Source organism: Hymenobacter sublimis, assembly GCF_023101345.1.
Lineage (GTDB): Bacteria > Bacteroidota > Bacteroidia > Cytophagales > Hymenobacteraceae > Hymenobacter > Hymenobacter sublimis.
In genome coordinates, this window is sequence record NZ_CP095848.1 from 1,691,721 (window position 1) to 1,710,797 (window position 19,077).

Below are 19,077 nucleotides of genomic sequence, written 5' to 3' on the forward strand. Positions count from 1 at the left end.
TCAAACTGATTTTTCACAGAAAAAGCCGCTAACGCAGAACGTCAGCGGCTTTTTCTGTGAAAAGATTCGACGAGCTACGAACAGGTAGGCGGGCTAGGCCGGAAACTCCAGGTTGAAATGCTGCTTCAGCACCTCATGGACCATTTTTTTGGTCAGGGGCTTGTTCAGGAACCCATTGGTGGGTAGCTGCTGCAGGCGGGTGACGTCGCGGGGGTTAAGCGAGGTAGTCAGCATCACGATGACCACGGACTGCTTGTGGGCAAAGGAGAGGTTTTGGTAGGCTTCCAGAAAGTCGAAGCCATTCATGACGGGCATGTTAATATCGAGCAGAATCAGGGCCGGACAGGTGTCGTTGGGGCCGTTCTGCTCAATGAGGCGCAGGGCCTCGCGGCCGTTTTCTGCTACCAGCACTTGGTCGGTTACCCCCAGGTTTTCCAGGAGCAGCCGGTTAAGAAAGTTGGTGGTTTTGTCGTCGTCCACCAATAAAATGCAGGAAATCTTATCCATTATGTATTGTAGGAATTTAGCTGCACGTAACTACGCGTAATCCGGAAGCCCAGCGCATCGGGTTAGTGCCGAAAATACACCTGAAAGCTGGAACCTACCCCAACCTGGCTGCTGACCATGATTTTTCCGCCGGCATTGTCTACCATTTTCTTGACCATGTACAGCCCAATGCCGCTGCCCTCCACGTGGTTATGAAACCGGCGGAACATGCCAAATAGTTGTTCCTGATGCGTGTTCGCAATGCCCAGGCCGTTGTCCGTAACGGTTAGTACGTGGTAGGGCGGGGCCAGCTCGTAGCTAATGCGTACCAGCGGGGGGCGGTCCGGGGCGCGGTATTTTAGGGAGTTACTCAGCAGGTTATACAGCACAGAACGCAGGTTTTTGGCCGAGAACCGAACAACCAGCCCCCCCGGAACCCTGCTCTGAAGTTGGCCCGCCGCGGCTGCCCGCAGCGGCTCCAGGTCCAGGCATACGTCTTGCAACACGCTGGCCAGCTCCACGAGAACCGCTTCCTCGCTGTTTTCCTTCTGCAGCTTCACAACGTCCGTGAGGTTGGCAATGGTTTTGGTGAAGCGGTCCACGGACTCCTGCATCATATCCGTGAGGCGCTGCACCTGCCCGGAGTGCCGGGTTTCGGGCGGCAGCGTCTGCAGCAAGGCGTGCAGCAGCCCCTCGATATTATGAATGGGGGCTTTCAGGTCGTGGGAGGCGGTGTACACGAAGTTGTCCAGGTCGTTGTTGGTTTGCACCAACTGCTCGTTCATCTGCTTAAGCTCCGTGATGTCAATGGCCGAGCCCACGTAGCCGTACAGCTCGCCGTTGGGGTAGTAGCTGGGGGCGCCCTGCGCCAGCAGCCAGCGGTATTGCCCATCGTGGCGCCGCATGCGGTGTTCCAGCCGGTAAATGGTTTGGCGGCTGATGGCCTCCGTCAGGATGTGCTGGGCGTGCTCCAGCTCCTCAGGATAAAGGTAGCTGGCCCAGCCTACCCGCAGGTACTCCTCCAGGCTCACGCCCACAAACTCCAGAAAGGCCCGGTTAACGTAGCGGATCGACGAATCTGGATGCACGGCCCACACGTGGTTGGGTGCCGCGTCGGCCATGATGCGGAACCGCTCCTCGCTTTCCTCTAGCTCGGCGGCATACTTCTCAATGCGCTGGCGGGCCAGCATCAGGTCCGTAACATCGGCGCCCGTGTTTACGATGCCGTACACGCTGCCATCGGGGTTGTACAGGGGCGTGAAGTTGTAGTGGTAGTAAAAGGTTTGAGGCGCGCCGTCGATTACTACCTCTATCTGCTGGTTCCGAACGCCAAACGGCTGCCCAGTAGCAAACACCTGCTCCATTTGGAAGAATACATCCTGGTCTTCGAACTCGGGCAGTACCTCAGCAAAGGCCCGGCCCAGCACGGCGCGGCCTTTGCCCCAGGCTGTTAGCATGGCTTGGTTTGCTGACTGAATGCGTAGATCCTGGCCTACGTGCACGCTAATCGGAAAGGGCGCGCTGTCTACCAGGGCCCGCACCTGCCGCTCACTTTCCTCAACCTGCTGCCGCGCTATTACCTGTGCCGTCACGTTGTGCGCCACGCAAAAAACGCCGGCGGCGGTAGCATCGGTAGGGTTTTCAAAGTAGGCCTGATAGATGAAGTTATAGTACTGCACCGGCTGCTCGGGCCCCGCAAATTGCACCGGATATTCGGTGCCGAAGTAGGATTCTCCGGTTTTGCGCACTTGGTCCAGCAGCTCGGCAAATCCATGCTCGCGGGCGTGGGGTAGGGCCGCGAACAGGGGCTGCCCCGTAACGGCCGGGGTAGTGCCCCAGAAACGGTGCATTTCGTCGTTGGCCAGTTCAATTGTGTATTCCGGGCCGGTGAGAATGCAAACGGCCACCGGGGCCTGCAGAAACAGCCCGTACGTTTTCTCAATCTTGCTCAACTCGCGCTGCTGATCCTGCTTGCGCACCTGTTCGGTAATGTCCTGGGTAGTGTGCAGCAAATACTGCACCTGCCCGGCCGCGTCCAGCAAGGGTTTGGTCAGGCTAGACCAATAGCGGGGCTCAAAAACTCCGGCCGCATTACGCAAGTCGTAGCGCACAACGGGCATCTGGTCGGACTGCTGGGTGTGGGCCGCGTTTTGCAAGGAGGCACGCAAGGCCGAGGGGCCCGTGGCCGTGGGGGCATCCGGGTTTTCGGGGTACACCGTAAACACGCTCTGGCCAATTACTTGCTGGCGGGTGCGGGCCGTGAGTTCAAGCAAATCCGTGCTGATAGCCAGCACCGTGTAGGCGGGAGCATTGGGCGCCAGCAGTAGAAAGCTGCCCGGCAGGGCCTCAAATGCTGCCTGATAATCCACGGGTTGGTCTGGCACGGAAGGCAAGGGCTGAGATGAGGGAAGCAAGGTAGCAGAAGGCGAAAGATATTACTACCACAGACAACCGCCGCGCGTAGCCTGCTGCCAGCCGCAAAAGATGCCCGACATCAAAAAATAGTGGATTCGTCATCAGGTAGTTAGCTAGTCATTTTCGGCGGAGCGCTACCTTAAGCACGATTTTACTATCCTGCCTATATGAAATATTTGGTTCCTGTAGTATTCGCATTAAGCGGCTGCGCTACCCTTCGGACCTCGTCGCCGCCTGCCGCGCCCCTGGCCATGGTGGCCCCTACTACCGCGGTGTTGCGCGGCCGGTTACTCCACGCTGCTCCCCACGATACCGTGCGAATCTGGCGCAAGCTACCTCCTCTGGCCGAGCGCGGGCAGCAGAAATTTCCGGTAGCACCCGATGGCTCGTTTGAAGTCCGGCTGACCGGCCTCACCGGGCCCATCGATGCGCAACTGGTTCTCGGCGATGCGCTTACGGTGTACCTCAGCCCCGGCGACTCGCTGGAGCTCACCGCCGACCGGCAGCAGTTGCTCGCCACCCTGCGTTTCAGGGGGCGCGGGGCCCACGCCAACAACTACCTCACCCAGGCCCAGCGCCACTTTGACTACAACTTCGGGGAGCTGCCCGAAAACCTGCACGCGGCCGTGACCCCGCCCGAGTTCCGGCAGCGAGCCGACGCCTACCACCAGCGCCAGCTCGATACCCTTGCGGCCTGGCAGGCACGGCAACCCTTGCCCGCGGAGCTAGTGACGTTGCGCCGGCAACTGCTAGAGTTGCAGCGCGGGCTTTCCCTGTTGCGCTACGTGGGCCACCGTAAAGGCCAGGCCCAGCGGGAGCCCGAGTTGCCCGCTGGCTACTTCGACTTTCTGAAAACGCTACCCTTGCCCGCTGAGGGTCTGTTTGCTGCTCGTCCCACGTTCCTTCAAACCCTAGCTTTCTTCCATGGGGCTTACAGTTACGTGTTTCTGCTGCCGCCTTCCGATCAACTTTCCTTGGCTCCTAATCTTCCGGATCGGCTTTACGCACCCGCCACGGCTCACCTGGGCGAAACCACCCTGCGCGACCAAGTGATAGGGGAAATGTTGCTGAGGCAGCTGTATGATTTCCCGACCACCCGCGCGGCGGTAGGGGCCGTGCTGCCGACTTACCTGGCCCGCACGCACGACTCCACGTACGTGCGCAGTGTGCGCCACGCCTGGCGCGTAACGGGCGGCTTACAGCCCGGCCAACTAGCCCCGGCCTTTGCCCTACGCGACGGCCAAGGCCAAACCGTGACACTAGCCGACTTCCGGGGCAAGGTCATCTACCTCGATTTCTGGTACAGCAGCTGCGCCCCTTGTCTGGCCGAAACCCCCGCCGCCGTAAAGCTGAAAAAGCAGTTTCTGGGTCGCGACGTGGTGTTTCTCTACATCTCCGTAGACCGCAAAGCTACTGACTGGCAGCGGGCCCTGGCTAAGTACCCGCTTACCAGCCCCGGTAGCGTACACCTGCTCGACCCCGGCGGGGAAAAGGCTTCTTCGGCGTACGGCGTATCGGCCTTTCCCAGCTACTGGATTATCGGGCGCGATGGGCGCATCTGGCGCGGCGGTGCCCCGCGTCCCTCCGCCGGTACTGAAACGGTGGCCGCGCTGGAGCAAGCGTTGGCGCAAAAGCCCTGAGGGCAGTAGAAACAAGCGGTATGGGTGCTAAGGATGATAGGGCAAGCGGTACTGCTCTAGTTGCACAGTGTTGGCCGCCCGTTGATACCAATCATTGAACACCAGCTCTAGAGTATCTACTTCAAAGGAGCCGATACGTGTCTGCTGCTCTTGCTGCACTAGGGCTACTAAGTGGGCCGGGTCGCGGAGTGGCGTCGTGAAGCGTACGACGGTGGAATGGGCCGTACGCAGGGCGTAGCGCTGGTCGATGGACTGCGGTAAGCTGGAGTGCCGAAACGCTACTCGTAGCGCATTGCGCAGCTTTTCCAGGCTATCGTCTTCCGGAAAGCCCTGTACCATAATACCACCGGCGGAAACCGTTAGGCCGGCGTAGCGAATACGGAACGGGCCCACCGCGCGCAGCACAGTTCCCACCAGCTGCCGGTAGGCCGCTGAGTCCACGAGGTGCAGGGAAAAGCCAGGGTAGCAGGAAATAATGGACAGGATGGTAAGATGCGTGTCGGAGGCAGGGTAGTAGTACTGGTTGGGCTCTGCGCGCTGCACAGTGGCTAGTACTTCGGCAATGCGGGCGGTAACTGCGGCCGGAGGGCGGGCCAACAAGGTGAGGCCCCGGCGGGAGTCCTGCTCTGGCACCTCAAGCAGCAAGTCAAGTTCAGCCTCGCCCTGCAGAAGCTGGCGAACGGCGACAGTTCGCATGGCGTCATAGTGTTCCTGTAGGCTCATACAAAGGCAGTGAGTGAAAAGCAAAACCAAAGCGGTGCCCTGGCTTTGCTCTACGCGGGCTGGGGGTGAGTTCCAGCGTCGCAACCTACACCCGAAAAACCTGCCCCGCCAGAAGTCCTTCTTTTCTTCCCGAACCAACCACCCTGCTTCCTAGTTATACTACTACCTCCGCCACCCGAGCCGAACTACCACTGGTCCGGATTCCGTAGGGTGGCCGGTAATCCACTCCCCGTATGACGCAACCCGACATCCGCACCCTCGGTGCCCTGAAGAAATCCGGCTATCAGCCCCGCTCCGTGAAGCAGGAGCTGCGTGACAATCTGATTACCAAACTGCAAAGCAAGGAGGACGTGTTTCCCGGCATTTATGGCTACGAGGAAACCGTAATTCCTGAACTCCAACGCGCCATTCTGGCCGGCCACCACATCAACCTGCTGGGCTTGCGTGGCCAGGCTAAAACCCGCATTGCCCGCCTGTTGGTAGGCTTGCTCGATGAGTTTATTCCGGTAGTAGAAGGCTCGGAGCTGAACGATGACCCGTTGCAGCCCCTGTCGGTTTTCGCCAAAAACCTGATTGCCGAGCGCGGCGACGATACGCCCGTAACCTGGCTGCACCGCGACGACCGGTACACCGAGAAGCTGGCTACCCCCGATGTATCGGTAGCCGACCTCATCGGCGACGCTGACCCCATTAAAGCCGCTACCCTGAAGCTGCCGTATTCTGATGAGCGGGTAATTCACTTCGGCCTGATTCCTAGGGCGCACCGTGGCATTTTCGTGATTAACGAGCTGCCCGACTTGCAGGCCCGCATTCAGGTGTCCCTGTTCAACATTCTGCAGGAAGGCGACATCCAGATTCGGGGCTTCAAGGTGCGCCTGCCCTTGGATCTGCAATTCGTGTTCACGGCCAACCCCGAGGACTACACCAACCGGGGCTCCATCGTAACGCCCCTCAAAGACCGTATTGACGCCCAAATCATCACGCATTACCCGAAATCTATTGAAATCGGTAAGCGCATTACCAAGCAGGAAGCCCGCATCCGGGAGGAGCAGAAAGGCCTGGTGACCAGCAACGAAATCGTGCACGACTTGGTGGAGCAGGTGGCCGTTGAAGCCCGTGGCTCCGAGTTCGTGGACGCTAAATCGGGCGTGTCGGCCCGCCTCACCATCTCGGCCTACGAGCAGGTAGTGGCCGGAGCGGAGCGCCGGGCCCTGATCAATGGCGAGAAGAATACCTACGTGCGCGTGGGCGACTTTATTTCGGCCGTGCCCGCCATTACGGGCAAGGTGGAGCTGGTGTATGAAGGCGAGCAGGAAGGTGCGGGCATCGTGGCCGAAAAGCTCATGGGCAAGGCCGTACGTACCCTGTTCCTGAACTTCTTCCCTGACCCCGACAAAGCTAAAAAGCTGAAAGGCCGCCCTTCGCCCTATAAAACGGTGCAGGAGTGGTTTGGCAGCGGCCACACCGTGGACATGCTCCACGATGCCTCCACGAAAGACTACCGCGCCGCTCTCGACCAAGTGCCCGGCCTGCGCGACATTGTGAAGGAGCTGCACCCCAACGAGGACGAGGAAACCACCTACTTCCTGATGGAGTTTCTGCTCCACGGCCTCTCGGAGTACAGCCTGATTTCGCGCAACCGCCTTACCGCCGGCGCCCAATTCAAGGACCTGCTCAGCAGCATGTTCACCATGCCTAGCTTCGGCGAAGATGACGACGAGGACGAAGACGAAAAGCCCCAGCGCGGCCGCCGCCGCTAGCTTGTTCTGCTGATGCGGAAGGAAGTTGGGTACATCATCTAACGAAGTAATTCAGATTCCTCCTGCGTCGGAATGACAATGAAAACGCCCCGGATACCGAAAGGTGTCCGGGGCGTTTTCGTTAGCTAGCATCTGGTGGAGCGGATTAAGAGCCGATCATATTAAGAACCGCAAGCAGGACTGACTGGCCTGTATTAACAGTTAACTCGAAGACCGTCCTGCAGAGGCGCAGCCGAAGCATCTCGCGTGCTGATGTTAGGATTACCACTGCAACATTAGCCCGCAAGACGCTTCGCTTGGCAAGACGGCGTTATGCTATGGATAAGCTGTGAGTGGTAGCCCAGCCTGATGCTTAGGTAGCCAATCTAGCTGTTGCCAACTTGCCGGGCTTTGGCCTCGTTCTTCAAGGCCTTCAGGCGTAGCTGGCGAGCTTTGAGCTCCTGCTTTTCGCTTTTGGCCCGAAGCTCCGCTTCATCGCTAATGCGTTTTTGTTCGGCTACTCGGTTTTGCATCTCCTGAATCTGTGGGTCGGAAGAGCTTCCTTCGCCTTTTACTAAGCTGCAGCCCATGCTCAGCGGTAGTAGCAACAAAACGGGAAGTAATCGAAGTTGATGGTTGGACACTAACATAGTGACAATTATTAAGTGACAGGTGCTACTGTTACGAAATCATCAAGCAAGTTGTTAAAGATGAGCTTCTTAGTGAGAAGTAGATAATGTTACAGTTTATGTAATTTCTGATCCGCAGACAGCTCTGTTTGTAGCTACTCTGAGCGGCAGCGCTAGCCGCTTTAATGGCGTTGTTGGTCTGGCAGCGTAGCGTCCGGATGTGTTTCGGGAAGCGGATGGGTAGGCTCGAGTACTTCCTCCCCCGACACGGCTAGGCCCTGCAGGGCCCGCTGGTGACGGGCTTCATCGAATTCGTTTTCGCTTTTGGCAATGACCAGCGTGGCTACCCCATTGCCAATCACGTTCGTGATGGCGCGGGCTTCCGACATAAACCGATCCACGCCCAGCAACAGGGCCACGCCTTCCACTGGAATAACGCGGGTAGCCGCCAGGGTAGAGGCCAGCACGATAAAGCCCGAACCCGTGACGCCTGCTGCCCCCTTACTGGTTAGCATCAGGATGCCGATCAGGGTGATTTCCTGGGTGAGGGAAAGCGGAATGGTAAAGGCTTGGGCCAGGAAAATAGCCGCAATAGAGAGGTAGATGGAGGTGCCATCGAGGTTAAAAGAGTAGCCCGTGGGAATGACCAGGCCCGCCACGGAGCGGGAGCAGCCGTAACGCTCCAGCTTGTCGATCATGCGCGGCAGCGCCGACTCGGAGGAAGATGTCCCCAGCACCAGCAGAATCTCCTCCCGAATAAAGCCCAGAAAGCGCCACAAACTCAGCCCGTAAAAGCGCATAATAGCATTTAGCACCCCAAACACGAACAGGAACATGGTCAGGTAGACCACCAGCATAAGCTTGCCCAGGGGTAGCAGCGCGTGCAGGCCATACTTGCCAATGGTAAAGGCCATGCCCCCGAAGGCTCCCAGGGGCGCCAGCCGCATTACCAGGGCCAGCACCCCAAACAGGACGTGCGAGAGCCGGTCGAAGGTTTTCATGAGCGGCTCGCCAAACTCGGCCGGAACGCGGCTGATGGCCAGCCCAAACAGCACGGCAATCAACAGCACCTGTAGCACCTCGCCCTCGGCAAATGCTCCAACCAGACTATGGGGTACTATATGGGTGAAAAAGTCAACCCAATTCATGCCCTCGCCCGCAGCGGCCTGGGCCGTGTACTTGGAAGCTTCCGTGGCCTGCGCGGCACTCTGCGTTGCTACCGAAGCCCGGGCATCAATGCCCACGCCTGGTTGGGCCAGGTTAGCGGCCGTAACTCCAATAATCAAGGCCAGAGTCGTGACGATTTCGAAGTAGAGCAACGCCTTTCCACCTACCCGGCCTACCTTTTTCAGGTCGCCCATGCCCCCAATGCCCAGCACCACCGTCAGGAAGATGATGGGGGCAATAAGCATCTTGATCAGGTTAATGAACGTGTCGCCGATGGGCTTGAGCGCAGCCCCGAAGCCAGGAAACAACGTGCCCACCAGCACCCCCAGGGCTATGGCCGTGAGTACCTGAAACGTGAGGTTTGATGCGAGTTTTTTCATAGAAGGAAAGCCAATCAGCAAGTACGCTTGGCCCTAAGGTGAAAATCAAAACGCCGCTAAACCGCTGCCTTCGCACCTTACGGGTAGCGCCCATTGAATGCAGAGGCTGCCATTTAGCTGCCACGCAACCCCTGCTAGCGGTGCAGAAGCGGAGCCGCAAAGATGCGTCTCAACGTCCGCGTTGCGGCTACCCATGAAAGAGGGCCGCCTATTGCTTAGGCGGCCCTCTTTTTTCACGTTAGCAAGCCAGAAAGCTTACGCTTCGTTTACCACGATTTTCTCGATGGTGTCATTGGCTTTAATCTGGTCGATGATGTCCAGGCCTTCTACCACTTTGCCGAACACAGTGTGGTTGCGGTCAAGGTGGGCCGTGTTCTGGCGGTCGTGCACGATGAAGAACTGGGAGCCGCCCGTGTTGCGGCCGGCGTGGGCCATGCTCAGGGCGCCGCGCTCATGGTACTGGTGGTCGCCGGTCAGCTCGCAATCAATTTTGTAGCCGGGGCCGCCGGTACCGGGCGTGCCCTTGGCGCCGTCGCGGGAGTTGGGGCAGCCGCCCTGAATCACGAAGTTGGGAATGACACGGTGGAATTTCAGTCCGTCGTAGAAGCCTTTCTGGGCCAGATCGGTGAAGTTCTTCACGGTGTTGGGAGCGTCCTGTTCGTAGAACTCCACTTTCATCACGCCTTTGTTGGTGTGGATTTCGGCAGTTTTCATCGGGTAAATAGTAGGTGGAATGGGCCCGTATACGCGCCTGGCGGCGCGGCGGGTATGGTGTTGGGTGGTAAAGGTAGCCATTTTGAGGCCGGACAAGCATCCAGGTGCCGCTTTGGTGCGTAAGCATACCACTGGTTGGCTAGCTCAACCGCAGCACGCTCTTTCCTACCTCTCCCAAACTCCTGTTTCGCGCCCTTATGAAGAAGACTATGCGCCTGGCTACTCTTACCTTATTGTCGGCGGGTACGCTGAGCTTCGGCCTCAGCAGCTGCGGCGACAACAACCAAACCACCGAAACAACCACCACAACCGATTCTATGGCTACAACCGTCGATTCGGCGGCCATGATGTCGGACTCCGCCCGCATGGGCAAGGCCGAGGGGGTACTGGTGGACGGCGTACCGATGACGCCGGACAAAACTATCGTGCAAAACGCCGTACAGGCCACCAGCGTGACTACCCTGGTGAAAGCCGTGAAGGCTGCCGGCCTCGATGAGACTTTGAGCAGTGCCGGACCTTTCACTGTCTTCGCGCCCACCAACGCCGCCTTTGACAAGCTGCCCAACGGCGCTCTGGCCGGCCTGATGAAGCCCGAAAGCAAAGACAAGCTGAAAGGCGTGCTGACTTACCACGTCATCCAGGGCCGCCTGCTGGCCCAGGACCTGCGCGACGGACAAGAACTGACGACCGTAAACGGCGAAAAAATCAAGATATCAGTGCAGAACGGCAAAGTGATGATTAGCAACGGCAAGGACGCTCCCGTCAGCGTCCAGACGCCCGATGTTATTTCCAGCAATGGCGTCACCCACGTCATCGACGGCGTATTGCTACCCCTGGCCCCGGCCAGCTAGCAGCAGCTCTTTCCTGATTGGTTAAAAAGGCCCGGTTGTTTCAGCCGGGCTTTTTTGCGTTAGAAGGTAACGCCGTAATGACGGAATAACTCCCCATTTGCTAGCTGCCTACCGGCTATTCTCTTACAACCCTGCCCCCTCCGCTACCCGTTCCGCGAAACCGGCCCAATCGTTCTGCTCGCCCTTCGCAACACTGGTGGAGAGATGGTCGTGGATAATATTGGCGAAAGGCATGGGCACTACCCGGGTGCGGGCCTCATCCAAGACCAAGCGGAGGTCTTTGCGGATGATGGCCGGCGGGGCTCCCACGGGCTGGTAATGGCGCTCAGCAATGAGCTTGCCGTAGCTCTTGTAGATGGGCGTGTTGAACAGGGTAGAAGTAAAGAACTCGTAGACCTGCTGGCGGTCGAGGCCGCTTTTTTGGGCGAGCGTGAAGGCCTCGGCCATGGCTTCAATGGCGGCTCCGAGCATAAAGTTGCCACAAAGCTTAACCACGGAAGCGGCCCCGGCATCATCCCCGAAATCGTGGACACCCTGACCCAGGGCCCCCAGCACCGGCTTAATCTTCTCGCGGGCACTGGCCTCGCCGGCCACGGCCAGCCACAGCTTGCCGGCCGCCGCTACATCAGGCTTGCCAAACACGGGGGTAGCAACCAAGGAACTACCGTGGCGGCCATGCTCCTCGGCCAGACGACGGTTGGTATCCGGGGCTACGGTGCTGCACGAGGCGTGAACGGCTCCCTGGGGCAAGGCGGTAAGGAAACCGGTTGGCCCCAGGCACAGCTCCAGCAGAGCCGCGTCATCGGTTACCATGGTAAAGACGAACTCCGCGTCTTGCACGGCTTCGGCGGGGGTAGCTGCTACCGTGGCGCCCTGTTGTTGCAGAGGGTCGGCCTTGCTGGCGGTGCGATTATAAACGCGCAGGCGGTGGCCGGCCTTGAGCAGGTTGGCGGCCATCGCCTGGCCCATGCTGCCCAGGCCCAAGAAGGCTATGCGATGTTGTGTCAAAGCGGAAGTCGTAAAAGGTGAAGTTGTGAGCTATATCGGCCTGCTAGGTGCCGAATCAGAATACTACGCAAATCAGCATACGGGGTAGGAGCACAGTTTCACACCCGCCTAAAGTTGTCCTTCCGCTTATTTCCGGTTGTCGTCGCCTGCCAGCATGCTCACGTAGCTGTCGTAGCGGGGCAGGGCAATTTTGCCTTTGTCAACGGCCTCGCGCACGGCGCAGCCCGGCTCGTGCAGGTGCTGGCAGTTGTGGTAGCGGCACTGGTTGAGCAGGGCGCGCATTTCGGGGAAGAAATGGGCCAGCTCGCCGGGCTTCATGTCTACTAGGCCCAGTTCCTTGATGCCGGGCGTGTCGATGAGGTAGGTGCCGGGCCGGACTTCCAGCATCTCGGCGAAGGTAGTAGTGTGCACGCCTTTGTCGGAAAACTCGCTGATTTCGGCCGTTTTCAGGTCTAAGTCCGGTACCAGCACGTTAATCAGCGTACTTTTCCCTACCCCCGAGTGGCCGGATAGCAGGGACACTTTTTCATTCAGCAGCGCATCAATGGCCGCTACCCCTTCGCCGGTGTGGGCGGAACAGCGCAGGCCAGGGTAGCCCACGCGCTGGTACATGTGCAGAATCTGCTCCTGATAATCAGCCAAGTCCTCGTCGTAGAGGTCAGTTTTGTTGAAGAGCAGCGTCACAGGAATGCTGTAGGCCTCTGCCGTAACCAAAAACCGGTCGATGAATCCGAAGGAGGTGGCTGGCGAGGCCAGCGTCACGACCAGCAACGCTTGGTCGAGGTTGGCTGCTACAATGTGGGCGTGTTCGGCCTTGTGCACCGAGCGGCGGATGATGTAGTTGCGCCGCGGCTCAATGTGATGAATCACGCCCGCGCCCTCGGTTTGTTCCTCCACCGTAAACTCTACCTGGTCGCCCACGGCCAGCGGGTTGCTCACTTTCAGCCCCTTGTGCTTGAACTTGCCCCGTAGTCGGCAGCGGTGCAGCTGGCCGGTAGCCGTTTCGCGCACGATGTACCACGAGCCCGTAGATTTAACGATGATGCCGATCATGCGAGCGGTGAGATGGTGAGGTGAAATAGGGAGTTGAAGGGAGGTGGTAAGACGGTGACCTGGGGAGCTGAGTGTGCCCGCGGCGTGGTACTGCACAAGCAGCCCAGCTAGTTCGCCGGGTCACTTTCTTGCCACCTCCCTATCGAGCCAGCTCATGATTTTGCCCGTGGCCCCGCTGTGGTCGTGCACGTAGTCTAGGCTCAGGTCCTGGACGGTGAGGCGCGCCTCCTCGCGGTGGTAGAGCGGACCGAAGGCCGTGAGCAATTCATCGGCGGAGGAAATGGGAAAGGCGCAACCAAGCTCGACCAAATCCTGGGCTTCCTGGAACTTATAGTACGTGGGCCCAAAGAACAAGGGTAGGCCGAAAGCAGCCGCTTCCAGCGTGTTGTGCAGCCCCTTGCCAAAGGCCCCACCAATGTAGGCGTAGTGCCCGAACCGGTAGAGCTGACTTAGCAGCCCCACGTTGTCCATGAGCAAGACGCGGCTATCGGCCACGGTAGCGGCATCGGCTTGGGAGTAGCGCACCACCCGGCCAGGCAGGGCCTGCTCCACGAGGCGCAGGTTGGTTTCGTTGATTTCGTGGGGAGCCACAATGAAGCGCAACTGGTCGGCGTACTGGTGCAGCAGGGGAGTAAGGGCCGGCATATCCTCAGGCCAGCTGCTGCCGATAATAAACACTGGAGCCCAATCATCGGTAAAGGCATCCACCAGGGGTAGGGCGCGGGGCGGGGCTGAGGCCGTGCGCACAACGGTATCGAAGCGGGTGTCGCCGGCCACGCTAGCTCTAGCTATGCCGGCCCGGCGCAACAAGTCTACAGAAGCCTGGTTTTGGGTGAATATGTGGGTGAACTGGCTCAGGATGCGGCGAAAAAAGCCTCCCCAGGGCTGAAAGAAAGCCTGCTCGGGCCGGAAAATGGCCGAAACGCAAATTGTAGGAATAGCGCGCCGCCGCAACTCTGTCAGGAAGTAGTACCAAAATTCGTATTTCACGAACACGGCCAGCGCGGGCCGCACGGCATCCAGAAAAGTACGGGCATGCTCGGCCGTGTCCAGGGGCAGATAGAATACGTAGGCAGCACCCGGCCAGTTTTTGCGCACCTCATAGCCCGAAGGCGAAAAGAACGTCAGCACGATTTTGTGGCCGGGGTGACGGGCCACGTAGGCTTCCATCAGGGGGCGGCCCTGCTCAAATTCGCCCAGGGATGCGCAGTGAAACCACGCTAATGAAGCTGTTTCGTGGCGCAACGCCTCCTGAATATGCGGCAGCAAGCCGCGCCGGCCATCGACCCACTGCGCCGCCTTGGGCACAAAGGGCGCTACTAGCCGCAGGAGCAGCGCGTAGAGGGGCAGGGCAATGGAATAAAGGAAACGCAACGTCGAAAATCAGGTATCAGGTGAAACAGCCCCGAAACTACTACAGGGGAGCTGCACGGCTTCCTTGCCGGAGACGCAGCCAATGCTTTCGGCTGCAACTACGCCGTTGAGCTGCATAACGGCGCCGCTTGCTACGCTAGAAGCCGCCGCGGAACGTTCGGAGCTGCCGCGCCGCAAAAGTACGTGGTTCCGGTTTTGCCGCCGCACCATCACTAAAAAAGCCCTGGCCGAGGGGCCAGGGCTTTTGCTTTAAAGGGCCTGTGTGCTTAGTGAGCCGACTGCTTGCCGAGGTAATTAGCTACGCCCTCGCGGGTAGCCGACATAGCCTCTTTGCCTTCTTCCCAGTTTGCGGGGCACACTTCGCCTTTTACTTCGAAGTACTGCAGAGCGTCCACCATGCGCATGGCTTCGTCGATGCTACGGCCCAGCGGCCCGTCGTTTACAACTTGGTGGCGCACAATGCCGTCCTTGTCAATCAGGAACAAGCCACGGTAGGCGAGGGGTGAGCCCACAAAGGTCATTTCGCCGGCCTCGTTGTAGTCGTAATGGCCCCCGAGTACGTCGTAGTTGGCGGCAATGGTTTTCGTGGCATCAGCTACCAGAGGGTAGGTAACGCCGGCAATACCACCGTTGTCGCGGGGCGTTTGCAACCAGGCGAAGTGGGAGAAGTGGGTATCCGTAGAGCAGCCAATGATGGCAACCCCCTTGGCCTCGAAATCAGCCAGGCGGTCCTGGAAGGCAATGATTTCAGTGGGGCACACGAACGTGAAGTCGGCGGGGTAGAAGTAGAAGATAACGTGCTTCTTGCCCAAGTAACGGTCGAGGGAGAAATCCTCCTCGAATTCGCCATCGATAACGGCGGTGGCTTTGAAAGAAGGAGCGCGCTTACCTACGAGAACTGCCATGAGTTTGGTAATGAAGTGAAAAAGGTACTGGGGACTAAAAAACGGCAGCAGAAAGCCGGCAGCGTAGAGCAAGGCACACTAGTCGTGGTGCAATAACCACCTACCAGGGGCTTATTTACTTGCCAGCTTGCTACCTGTGATGTGCAGGGAAAAGGAGTGGGGCTGAAAGTTCTGCAGGCCTTTAGCGGCAAAAAACTCCCGGATCAGGCTGTCGAGCTGCGGGTCGCAATAGTCGATGATTTCCTGGGTATTGGTGCAGAACAGGTGGTGATGCTCCGTGCAATCGGCATCGTAGCGGCGGGAAGTGCCTTCGGCTGCGGCCACGCGCCGGGTAAGGCCGGCCGCCACAAAAGAATCGAGGGCTTTGTACACCGTGCCCAGCGAAATGCTGGGTTCTTGGCTAATTACCTGCCGGTGCACCTGCTCGGCGGTGGGGTGGCCCGGCAGCGTAAGCAGGCTTTCCAGAATCATAAGGCGCTGACGGGTAGCCCGCAGGCCTGCCTGAGTGAGCCGCGCCCGGAGGTGTCCTGCGTCGGGGGTAGGGGGAAAATGATCAGTAGAAAGAGCCACCAGACAAGAATAATTCTCCGCAAAGATACGCGTATAAGGTGCAGCAGGGCAAAATTGTTTCCAGTGGCCGGTATTTCGCCGGCTCACAATGAAACAAACAGCCCCCATCAACTCTGTGGGAATCACGCTGCTAGGACGCGGCAGGCTAGTGTAGTGCAGGCTAACAAAACCTGCTGTACGGGACGGGTAGCGGCAGCCTGGTTGTAAGCCTTTACTAGCTTCCAGATGGTAAGTTAGTTTCTACAGAAGCCGGCCAGAGGCGTCCTCAGCGGCCCGACACACAAACTGAAAGGTTTGGCGGGTGCGCTGCTCCAGCAGCAACTCCCGCCCCTGGGTGAGGCGCCGGATGCTGGCCGCATCGTAGTTCTTAATGGTGTAGAGTTCCAACCCCGTGTTATAGTGGATGGTAAACTGCCCCCGCAGCGCCTCTAGCAGCTTCTCGAGCCGATAGGCCGAGAAATCGGTGCATACCGAAAAGCTGATGGCTGAATTTTGCATCAGATGAATTTTAAGCCGCACCTGAGCCAAAGCGCCAAAAATTACCTCTAGGTTTTCTTCGGAAATAAAGGTCAGGTCCTTCGATTCAAAGGAAACCAGGCACTGGCTGGTTTTGCGGATGAAGGCCGGGGCCAACAGCCCATGACGACAGTCGTGGATGCGCGTTCCTTCGGCCGCGGGGTCCAAAAACGACTTAACCAGCAGCGGAATGCTGCGCACCGCCAAGGGCTTAATGGTTTTGGGATGAATAACGGAGGCCCCGTAGTACGCCATTTCAATGGTTTCCTGGTAGCTAACCTCGGGGTAGCGGACGGTGTCGGCGAAAATCTTGGGGTCGGCGTTAAGCAGGCCAGCCACGTCCTTCCATATCGTCACCGACTCCGCACCGAGGCAATACGCGAAGATGGCGGCCGTGTAGTCGGAGCCCTCCCGGCCCAGGGTAGTGGTGTAGCCGCTAGCTGTGCCACCCAAAAACCCCTGCGTTACGACTGGCCCACGGCTCAGCACCTGGGGTAGGGTAGTGCGCAGGTTGCGCTTCGTAGTCGGCCAGTCAATGCGGCCCTCCCGCCAGGTGTGGTCCGTGCGCAGCAGAGGGCGGCAGTTAAGCCAGTGCGCGCCCAAGGCCCGAGCCACAATCAACGTCGCCAGCAATTCTCCGAAGCTCACTATTTGGTCGTAGTGCTTGTCAAACTCCCCCGTCGGAAGAGTTGCCAGCCGGTCCTGCAATTGTTCTAGCAACTGCGCAAGGGTAGGCACGCCTGCAGTTGGGGCTGCCGTATCATCGGAGACGGCTAGGTCCTGGGCTACGCGTTGGTGAAAGTCGCGGATGGCAGCCAGCGGCGCGGCGTAGTCCTGCCCGGCCTGCGCCAGTTGGTACACCTCTTCCAGGGCATTGGTGGTCTTACCCATGGCCGAGACGACAATAAGTAGTTGGCCGCTGCTGCCGTGTTCCTGCACAATGCGGGCGAGGTTGCGAATAGCCGCGGCATCCTTCACGGAGGCGCCGCCGAACTTGAAAATCCGAAGAGGATGCGGGTGCTGCATGGCCCAAATGTAGGACCAAGCGCCGTTTTGCTCAGAAAAGAAGAGAAATTGACTGGGTAAGAGCTGCCGTAAAAACGTTGTAGCGAAATTTCGCTCAGGCTACTCCGGCAAATTGGTTAATTTTGGCCTTTCCCACCCGCATCCTATTTCCACCCCATGACAAACCACGACAAGCTGGCCCTACCCGTTGGCACTACCTTGGACCGCTTCATCATGCGCAAGCAGGAAGACTTCCCGTATGCCACCGGCGAGCTTTCCCAGCTGCTGCGCGATATTGCCCTGGCCGCCAAAATTGTAAACCGAGAAATCAACCGCTCGGGCCTGATTGATATTGCTGGGGCCTATGGTAACCGCAACGTGCAAGGCGAAGACCAGCAGAAGCTTGACGTTATTGCTAACATCCGCTTTATCCGGGCTTTGCGCAACGGCGGCGAGGTATGCACCATCATTTCCGAGGAAGACGATGAAATGATTCAGACCGGCAACGTGCAGGGCAAGTACGTGGTAGCCATTGACCCCCTGGACGGCTCCTCTAACATTGATGTGAACGTGTCCATCGGCACCATCTTCAGCATCTACCGCCGCGTATCGCCCACCGGCAACGACGGGACGCGTCAGGACTGCCTCCAGACTGGGACGCATCAGGTGGCAGCCGGCTATGTAATTTATGGCTCTAGCACGATGCTGGTATACACCACCGGCAACGGCGTAAACGGCTTTACCTACGAGCCTTCCCTCGGCGAATTCTTCCTCTCGCACCCGAACATTCAGACGCCCAAATCGGGGGCTATCTACTCCGTTAATGAAGGAGTATCAGAGTCGTTTTCGGAGGGAATGAAGGGCTTTGTGGCGTATTGCAAAGAGCAGAACTACTCGGCCCGCTACATTGGCTCCCTGGTAGCTGACTTTCACCGGAACCTACTGAAGGGCGGCATTTATATGTACCCTACCTCCAAGAAAGCCCCGAACGGTAAGTTGCGCCTCATGTACGAATGCAACCCCTTGGCTTTCATTGTGGAGCAAGCCGGTGGCAAGTCTAGCAACGGCCGCCGCCGAACCCTGGAAATTGAGCCCCACGACTTGCACGAGCGGTGCCCTTTGTTCATCGGCTCCCCAGAAATGGTAGAGAAAGTAGAGGAGTTTCTAGCACCGGAGTTTGCCAGCGACGCCATTCTTAAAGCCTAGCCAATACGGATCCTACTTACATAAAGAAAGCCGCCCAGACTCCTGGGCGGCTTTCTTTATGTAGGGCAATAGGAAAAGCTACTCCGCTTTTTTCTTGTTGGCCTTTTTGGCGGGCTTCGTCTCGCCAGCTTCTGGGTTGCCGGCTGCGTTGGTTTCTTCCGCGGCTGGGATGATGCCCGCCGTGCTCATGGCCTCGTCAGCAGTAGGATCAGCCTCAGTTTTCTTGCTGGCTTTCTGCTCGTTAGTTGTTTCCGGGGCATCGGTTTCATCCTCGGCTGGCGCCTGATACTCAAGGCGCTTGCTAACGGTATTATACCACTGCACCAGCTTCTTGATGTCCGACATGTACACCCGGTCCCGGTCGTAATCAGGAATAATCTCGCCCATGAAGGCCGTCAAGTCCCGGTCGTCCGATTTATGGGTCAGGGCTAGGTCAGCGCCGTGCTTCTGGTGAATGCGGTCAAACACTTCCGTCAGGGGCACGGTCTGGTCGTAATCCTGGGTATAAATGGAAATTTCCTGGAGTAACGACACCTTATTGCGGGCAGAGGCCACAGAGCGGGTGCCTTTCTCGTCGAGGGCTTCAATGATAACGCCGGCGCGGGTTGGTTTCACGAGGCGGTACAGACCGGGCATTCCGCTGATAGCGGCAACTTCCTTCAGGTCGTAGGGCATAAGAAAAAGCAGTTGTTGGAA

The 19,077-nt window shown here is 58.5% G+C and carries 17 protein-coding genes; 4 read left to right on the forward strand and 13 right to left on the reverse strand.

Annotation, left to right across the window (positions count from 1 at the left end):
* Nucleotides 1–93: 93 nt before the first annotated feature.
* Nucleotides 94–507 carry a response regulator gene (locus MWH26_RS07135; RefSeq protein ID WP_247976659.1) on the reverse strand — a complete coding sequence of 138 codons (414 nt, stop codon included), beginning with the start codon at nucleotides 505–507 and terminating at the stop codon, nucleotides 94–96.
* A gap of 62 nt (nucleotides 508–569) precedes the next feature.
* Nucleotides 570–2,900, reverse strand: a complete 2,331-nt coding sequence (locus MWH26_RS07140) for a PAS domain-containing sensor histidine kinase (protein ID WP_247976660.1) — start codon at nucleotides 2,898–2,900, stop codon at nucleotides 570–572.
* 168 nt (nucleotides 2,901–3,068) lie between these two features.
* On the opposite strand from MWH26_RS07140, the gene MWH26_RS07145 reads away from it, so the two are divergent.
* A complete protein-coding gene (locus MWH26_RS07145; protein ID WP_247976661.1) occupies nucleotides 3,069–4,541 on the forward strand; it encodes a TlpA family protein disulfide reductase in 1,473 nt (490 codons plus the stop codon).
* Nucleotides 4,542–4,568: 27 nt separating this feature from the next.
* Here the strand turns inward: MWH26_RS07145 and MWH26_RS07150 are convergent, their stop codons facing one another.
* Nucleotides 4,569–5,264 carry a 2'-5' RNA ligase family protein gene (locus MWH26_RS07150; RefSeq protein ID WP_247976662.1) on the reverse strand — a complete coding sequence of 232 codons (696 nt, stop codon included), beginning with the start codon at nucleotides 5,262–5,264 and terminating at the stop codon, nucleotides 4,569–4,571.
* 233 nt (nucleotides 5,265–5,497) lie between these two features.
* On the opposite strand from MWH26_RS07150, the gene MWH26_RS07155 reads away from it, so the two are divergent.
* Nucleotides 5,498–7,024 carry a sigma 54-interacting transcriptional regulator gene (locus MWH26_RS07155; protein WP_247976663.1) on the forward strand — a complete coding sequence of 509 codons (1,527 nt, stop codon included), beginning with the start codon at nucleotides 5,498–5,500 and terminating at the stop codon, nucleotides 7,022–7,024.
* 365 nt (nucleotides 7,025–7,389) lie between these two features.
* On the opposite strand, the gene MWH26_RS07160 is transcribed toward MWH26_RS07155, so the two are convergent.
* From MWH26_RS07160 to MWH26_RS07170, 3 genes are all read right to left on the reverse strand, one after another.
* Complete coding sequence (locus tag MWH26_RS07160; protein ID WP_244695921.1) at nucleotides 7,390–7,614, reverse strand: hypothetical protein; 225 nt, start codon at nucleotides 7,612–7,614, stop codon at nucleotides 7,390–7,392.
* Nucleotides 7,615–7,814: 200 nt separating this feature from the next.
* Entirely contained in the window at nucleotides 7,815–9,179 is a 1,365-nt protein-coding gene (locus tag MWH26_RS07165) for a dicarboxylate/amino acid:cation symporter (protein ID WP_247976664.1), read from the reverse strand.
* A gap of 255 nt (nucleotides 9,180–9,434) precedes the next feature.
* Complete coding sequence (locus MWH26_RS07170; protein WP_244695923.1) at nucleotides 9,435–9,893, reverse strand: peptidylprolyl isomerase; 459 nt, start codon at nucleotides 9,891–9,893, stop codon at nucleotides 9,435–9,437.
* 197 nt (nucleotides 9,894–10,090) lie between these two features.
* Between MWH26_RS07170 and MWH26_RS07175 the strand changes: the two genes are divergently transcribed.
* Nucleotides 10,091–10,744 carry a fasciclin domain-containing protein gene (locus MWH26_RS07175; protein ID WP_247976665.1) on the forward strand — a complete coding sequence of 218 codons (654 nt, stop codon included), beginning with the start codon at nucleotides 10,091–10,093 and terminating at the stop codon, nucleotides 10,742–10,744.
* 123 nt (nucleotides 10,745–10,867) lie between these two features.
* Here the strand turns inward: MWH26_RS07175 and MWH26_RS07180 are convergent, their stop codons facing one another.
* The 6 genes from MWH26_RS07180 to MWH26_RS07205 all read right to left on the reverse strand — a co-directional run bounded on the left by MWH26_RS07180 (nucleotide 10,868) and on the right by MWH26_RS07205 (nucleotide 17,196).
* Entirely contained in the window at nucleotides 10,868–11,752 is an 885-nt protein-coding gene (locus tag MWH26_RS07180) for an NAD(P)-dependent oxidoreductase (protein ID WP_247976666.1), read from the reverse strand.
* 126 nt (nucleotides 11,753–11,878) lie between these two features.
* Nucleotides 11,879–12,805 carry a ribosome small subunit-dependent GTPase A gene (rsgA, locus tag MWH26_RS07185; protein WP_247976667.1) on the reverse strand — a complete coding sequence of 309 codons (927 nt, stop codon included), beginning with the start codon at nucleotides 12,803–12,805 and terminating at the stop codon, nucleotides 11,879–11,881.
* A gap of 120 nt (nucleotides 12,806–12,925) precedes the next feature.
* Nucleotides 12,926–14,179 carry a 3-deoxy-D-manno-octulosonic acid transferase gene (locus tag MWH26_RS07190; protein WP_247976668.1) on the reverse strand — a complete coding sequence of 418 codons (1,254 nt, stop codon included), beginning with the start codon at nucleotides 14,177–14,179 and terminating at the stop codon, nucleotides 12,926–12,928.
* Nucleotides 14,180–14,445: 266 nt separating this feature from the next.
* The gene (locus tag MWH26_RS07195) at nucleotides 14,446–15,084 is read right to left on the reverse strand and encodes a peroxiredoxin (RefSeq protein ID WP_247976669.1); all 639 of its coding nucleotides are present in this window, start codon (nucleotides 15,082–15,084) and stop codon (nucleotides 14,446–14,448) included.
* A gap of 111 nt (nucleotides 15,085–15,195) precedes the next feature.
* Nucleotides 15,196–15,654 carry a Fur family transcriptional regulator gene (locus MWH26_RS07200; RefSeq protein ID WP_247976670.1) on the reverse strand — a complete coding sequence of 153 codons (459 nt, stop codon included), beginning with the start codon at nucleotides 15,652–15,654 and terminating at the stop codon, nucleotides 15,196–15,198.
* A 240-nt stretch (nucleotides 15,655–15,894) separates the two neighbouring features.
* Entirely contained in the window at nucleotides 15,895–17,196 is a 1,302-nt protein-coding gene (locus MWH26_RS07205; RefSeq protein WP_247976671.1) for an aspartate kinase, read from the reverse strand.
* 156 nt (nucleotides 17,197–17,352) lie between these two features.
* On the opposite strand from MWH26_RS07205, the gene fbp reads away from it, so the two are divergent.
* Nucleotides 17,353–18,381, forward strand: coding sequence for a class 1 fructose-bisphosphatase (fbp, locus tag MWH26_RS07210; protein WP_244695928.1), 1,029 nt, complete (start codon nucleotides 17,353–17,355; stop codon nucleotides 18,379–18,381).
* Between the two features lie 78 nt (nucleotides 18,382–18,459).
* Here fbp and MWH26_RS07215 read toward each other — a convergent pair whose 3' ends face one another.
* The gene (locus tag MWH26_RS07215; protein ID WP_244695929.1) at nucleotides 18,460–19,056 is read right to left on the reverse strand and encodes a DUF5606 family protein; all 597 of its coding nucleotides are present in this window, start codon (nucleotides 19,054–19,056) and stop codon (nucleotides 18,460–18,462) included.
* Nucleotides 19,057–19,077: the final 21 nt, after the last annotated feature.

What these genes read in the sequence shown, in the direction of transcription:
- MWH26_RS07150 (WP_247976662.1), bottom strand. Translation starts at nt 5,264, where the DNA reads ATGAGCCTACAGGAACACTATGACGCCATGCGAACTGTCGCCGTTCGC.
- MWH26_RS07135 (WP_247976659.1), bottom strand. Translation starts at nt 507, where the DNA reads ATGGATAAGATTTCCTGCATTTTATTGGTGGACGACGACAAAACCACC.
- MWH26_RS07205 (WP_247976671.1), bottom strand. Translation starts at nt 17,196, where the DNA reads ATGCAGCACCCGCATCCTCTTCGGATTTTCAAGTTCGGCGGCGCCTCC.
- MWH26_RS07195 (WP_247976669.1), bottom strand. Translation starts at nt 15,084, where the DNA reads ATGGCAGTTCTCGTAGGTAAGCGCGCTCCTTCTTTCAAAGCCACCGCC.
- MWH26_RS07155 (WP_247976663.1), top strand. Translation starts at nt 5,498, where the DNA reads ATGACGCAACCCGACATCCGCACCCTCGGTGCCCTGAAGAAATCCGGC.
- MWH26_RS07170 (WP_244695923.1), bottom strand. Translation starts at nt 9,893, where the DNA reads ATGAAAACTGCCGAAATCCACACCAACAAAGGCGTGATGAAAGTGGAG.
- rsgA (WP_247976667.1), bottom strand. Translation starts at nt 12,805, where the DNA reads ATGATCGGCATCATCGTTAAATCTACGGGCTCGTGGTACATCGTGCGC.
- MWH26_RS07145 (WP_247976661.1), top strand. Translation starts at nt 3,069, where the DNA reads ATGAAATATTTGGTTCCTGTAGTATTCGCATTAAGCGGCTGCGCTACC.
- fbp (WP_244695928.1), top strand. Translation starts at nt 17,353, where the DNA reads ATGACAAACCACGACAAGCTGGCCCTACCCGTTGGCACTACCTTGGAC.
- MWH26_RS07165 (WP_247976664.1), bottom strand. Translation starts at nt 9,179, where the DNA reads ATGAAAAAACTCGCATCAAACCTCACGTTTCAGGTACTCACGGCCATA.
- MWH26_RS07175 (WP_247976665.1), top strand. Translation starts at nt 10,091, where the DNA reads ATGAAGAAGACTATGCGCCTGGCTACTCTTACCTTATTGTCGGCGGGT.
- MWH26_RS07215 (WP_244695929.1), bottom strand. Translation starts at nt 19,056, where the DNA reads ATGCCCTACGACCTGAAGGAAGTTGCCGCTATCAGCGGAATGCCCGGT.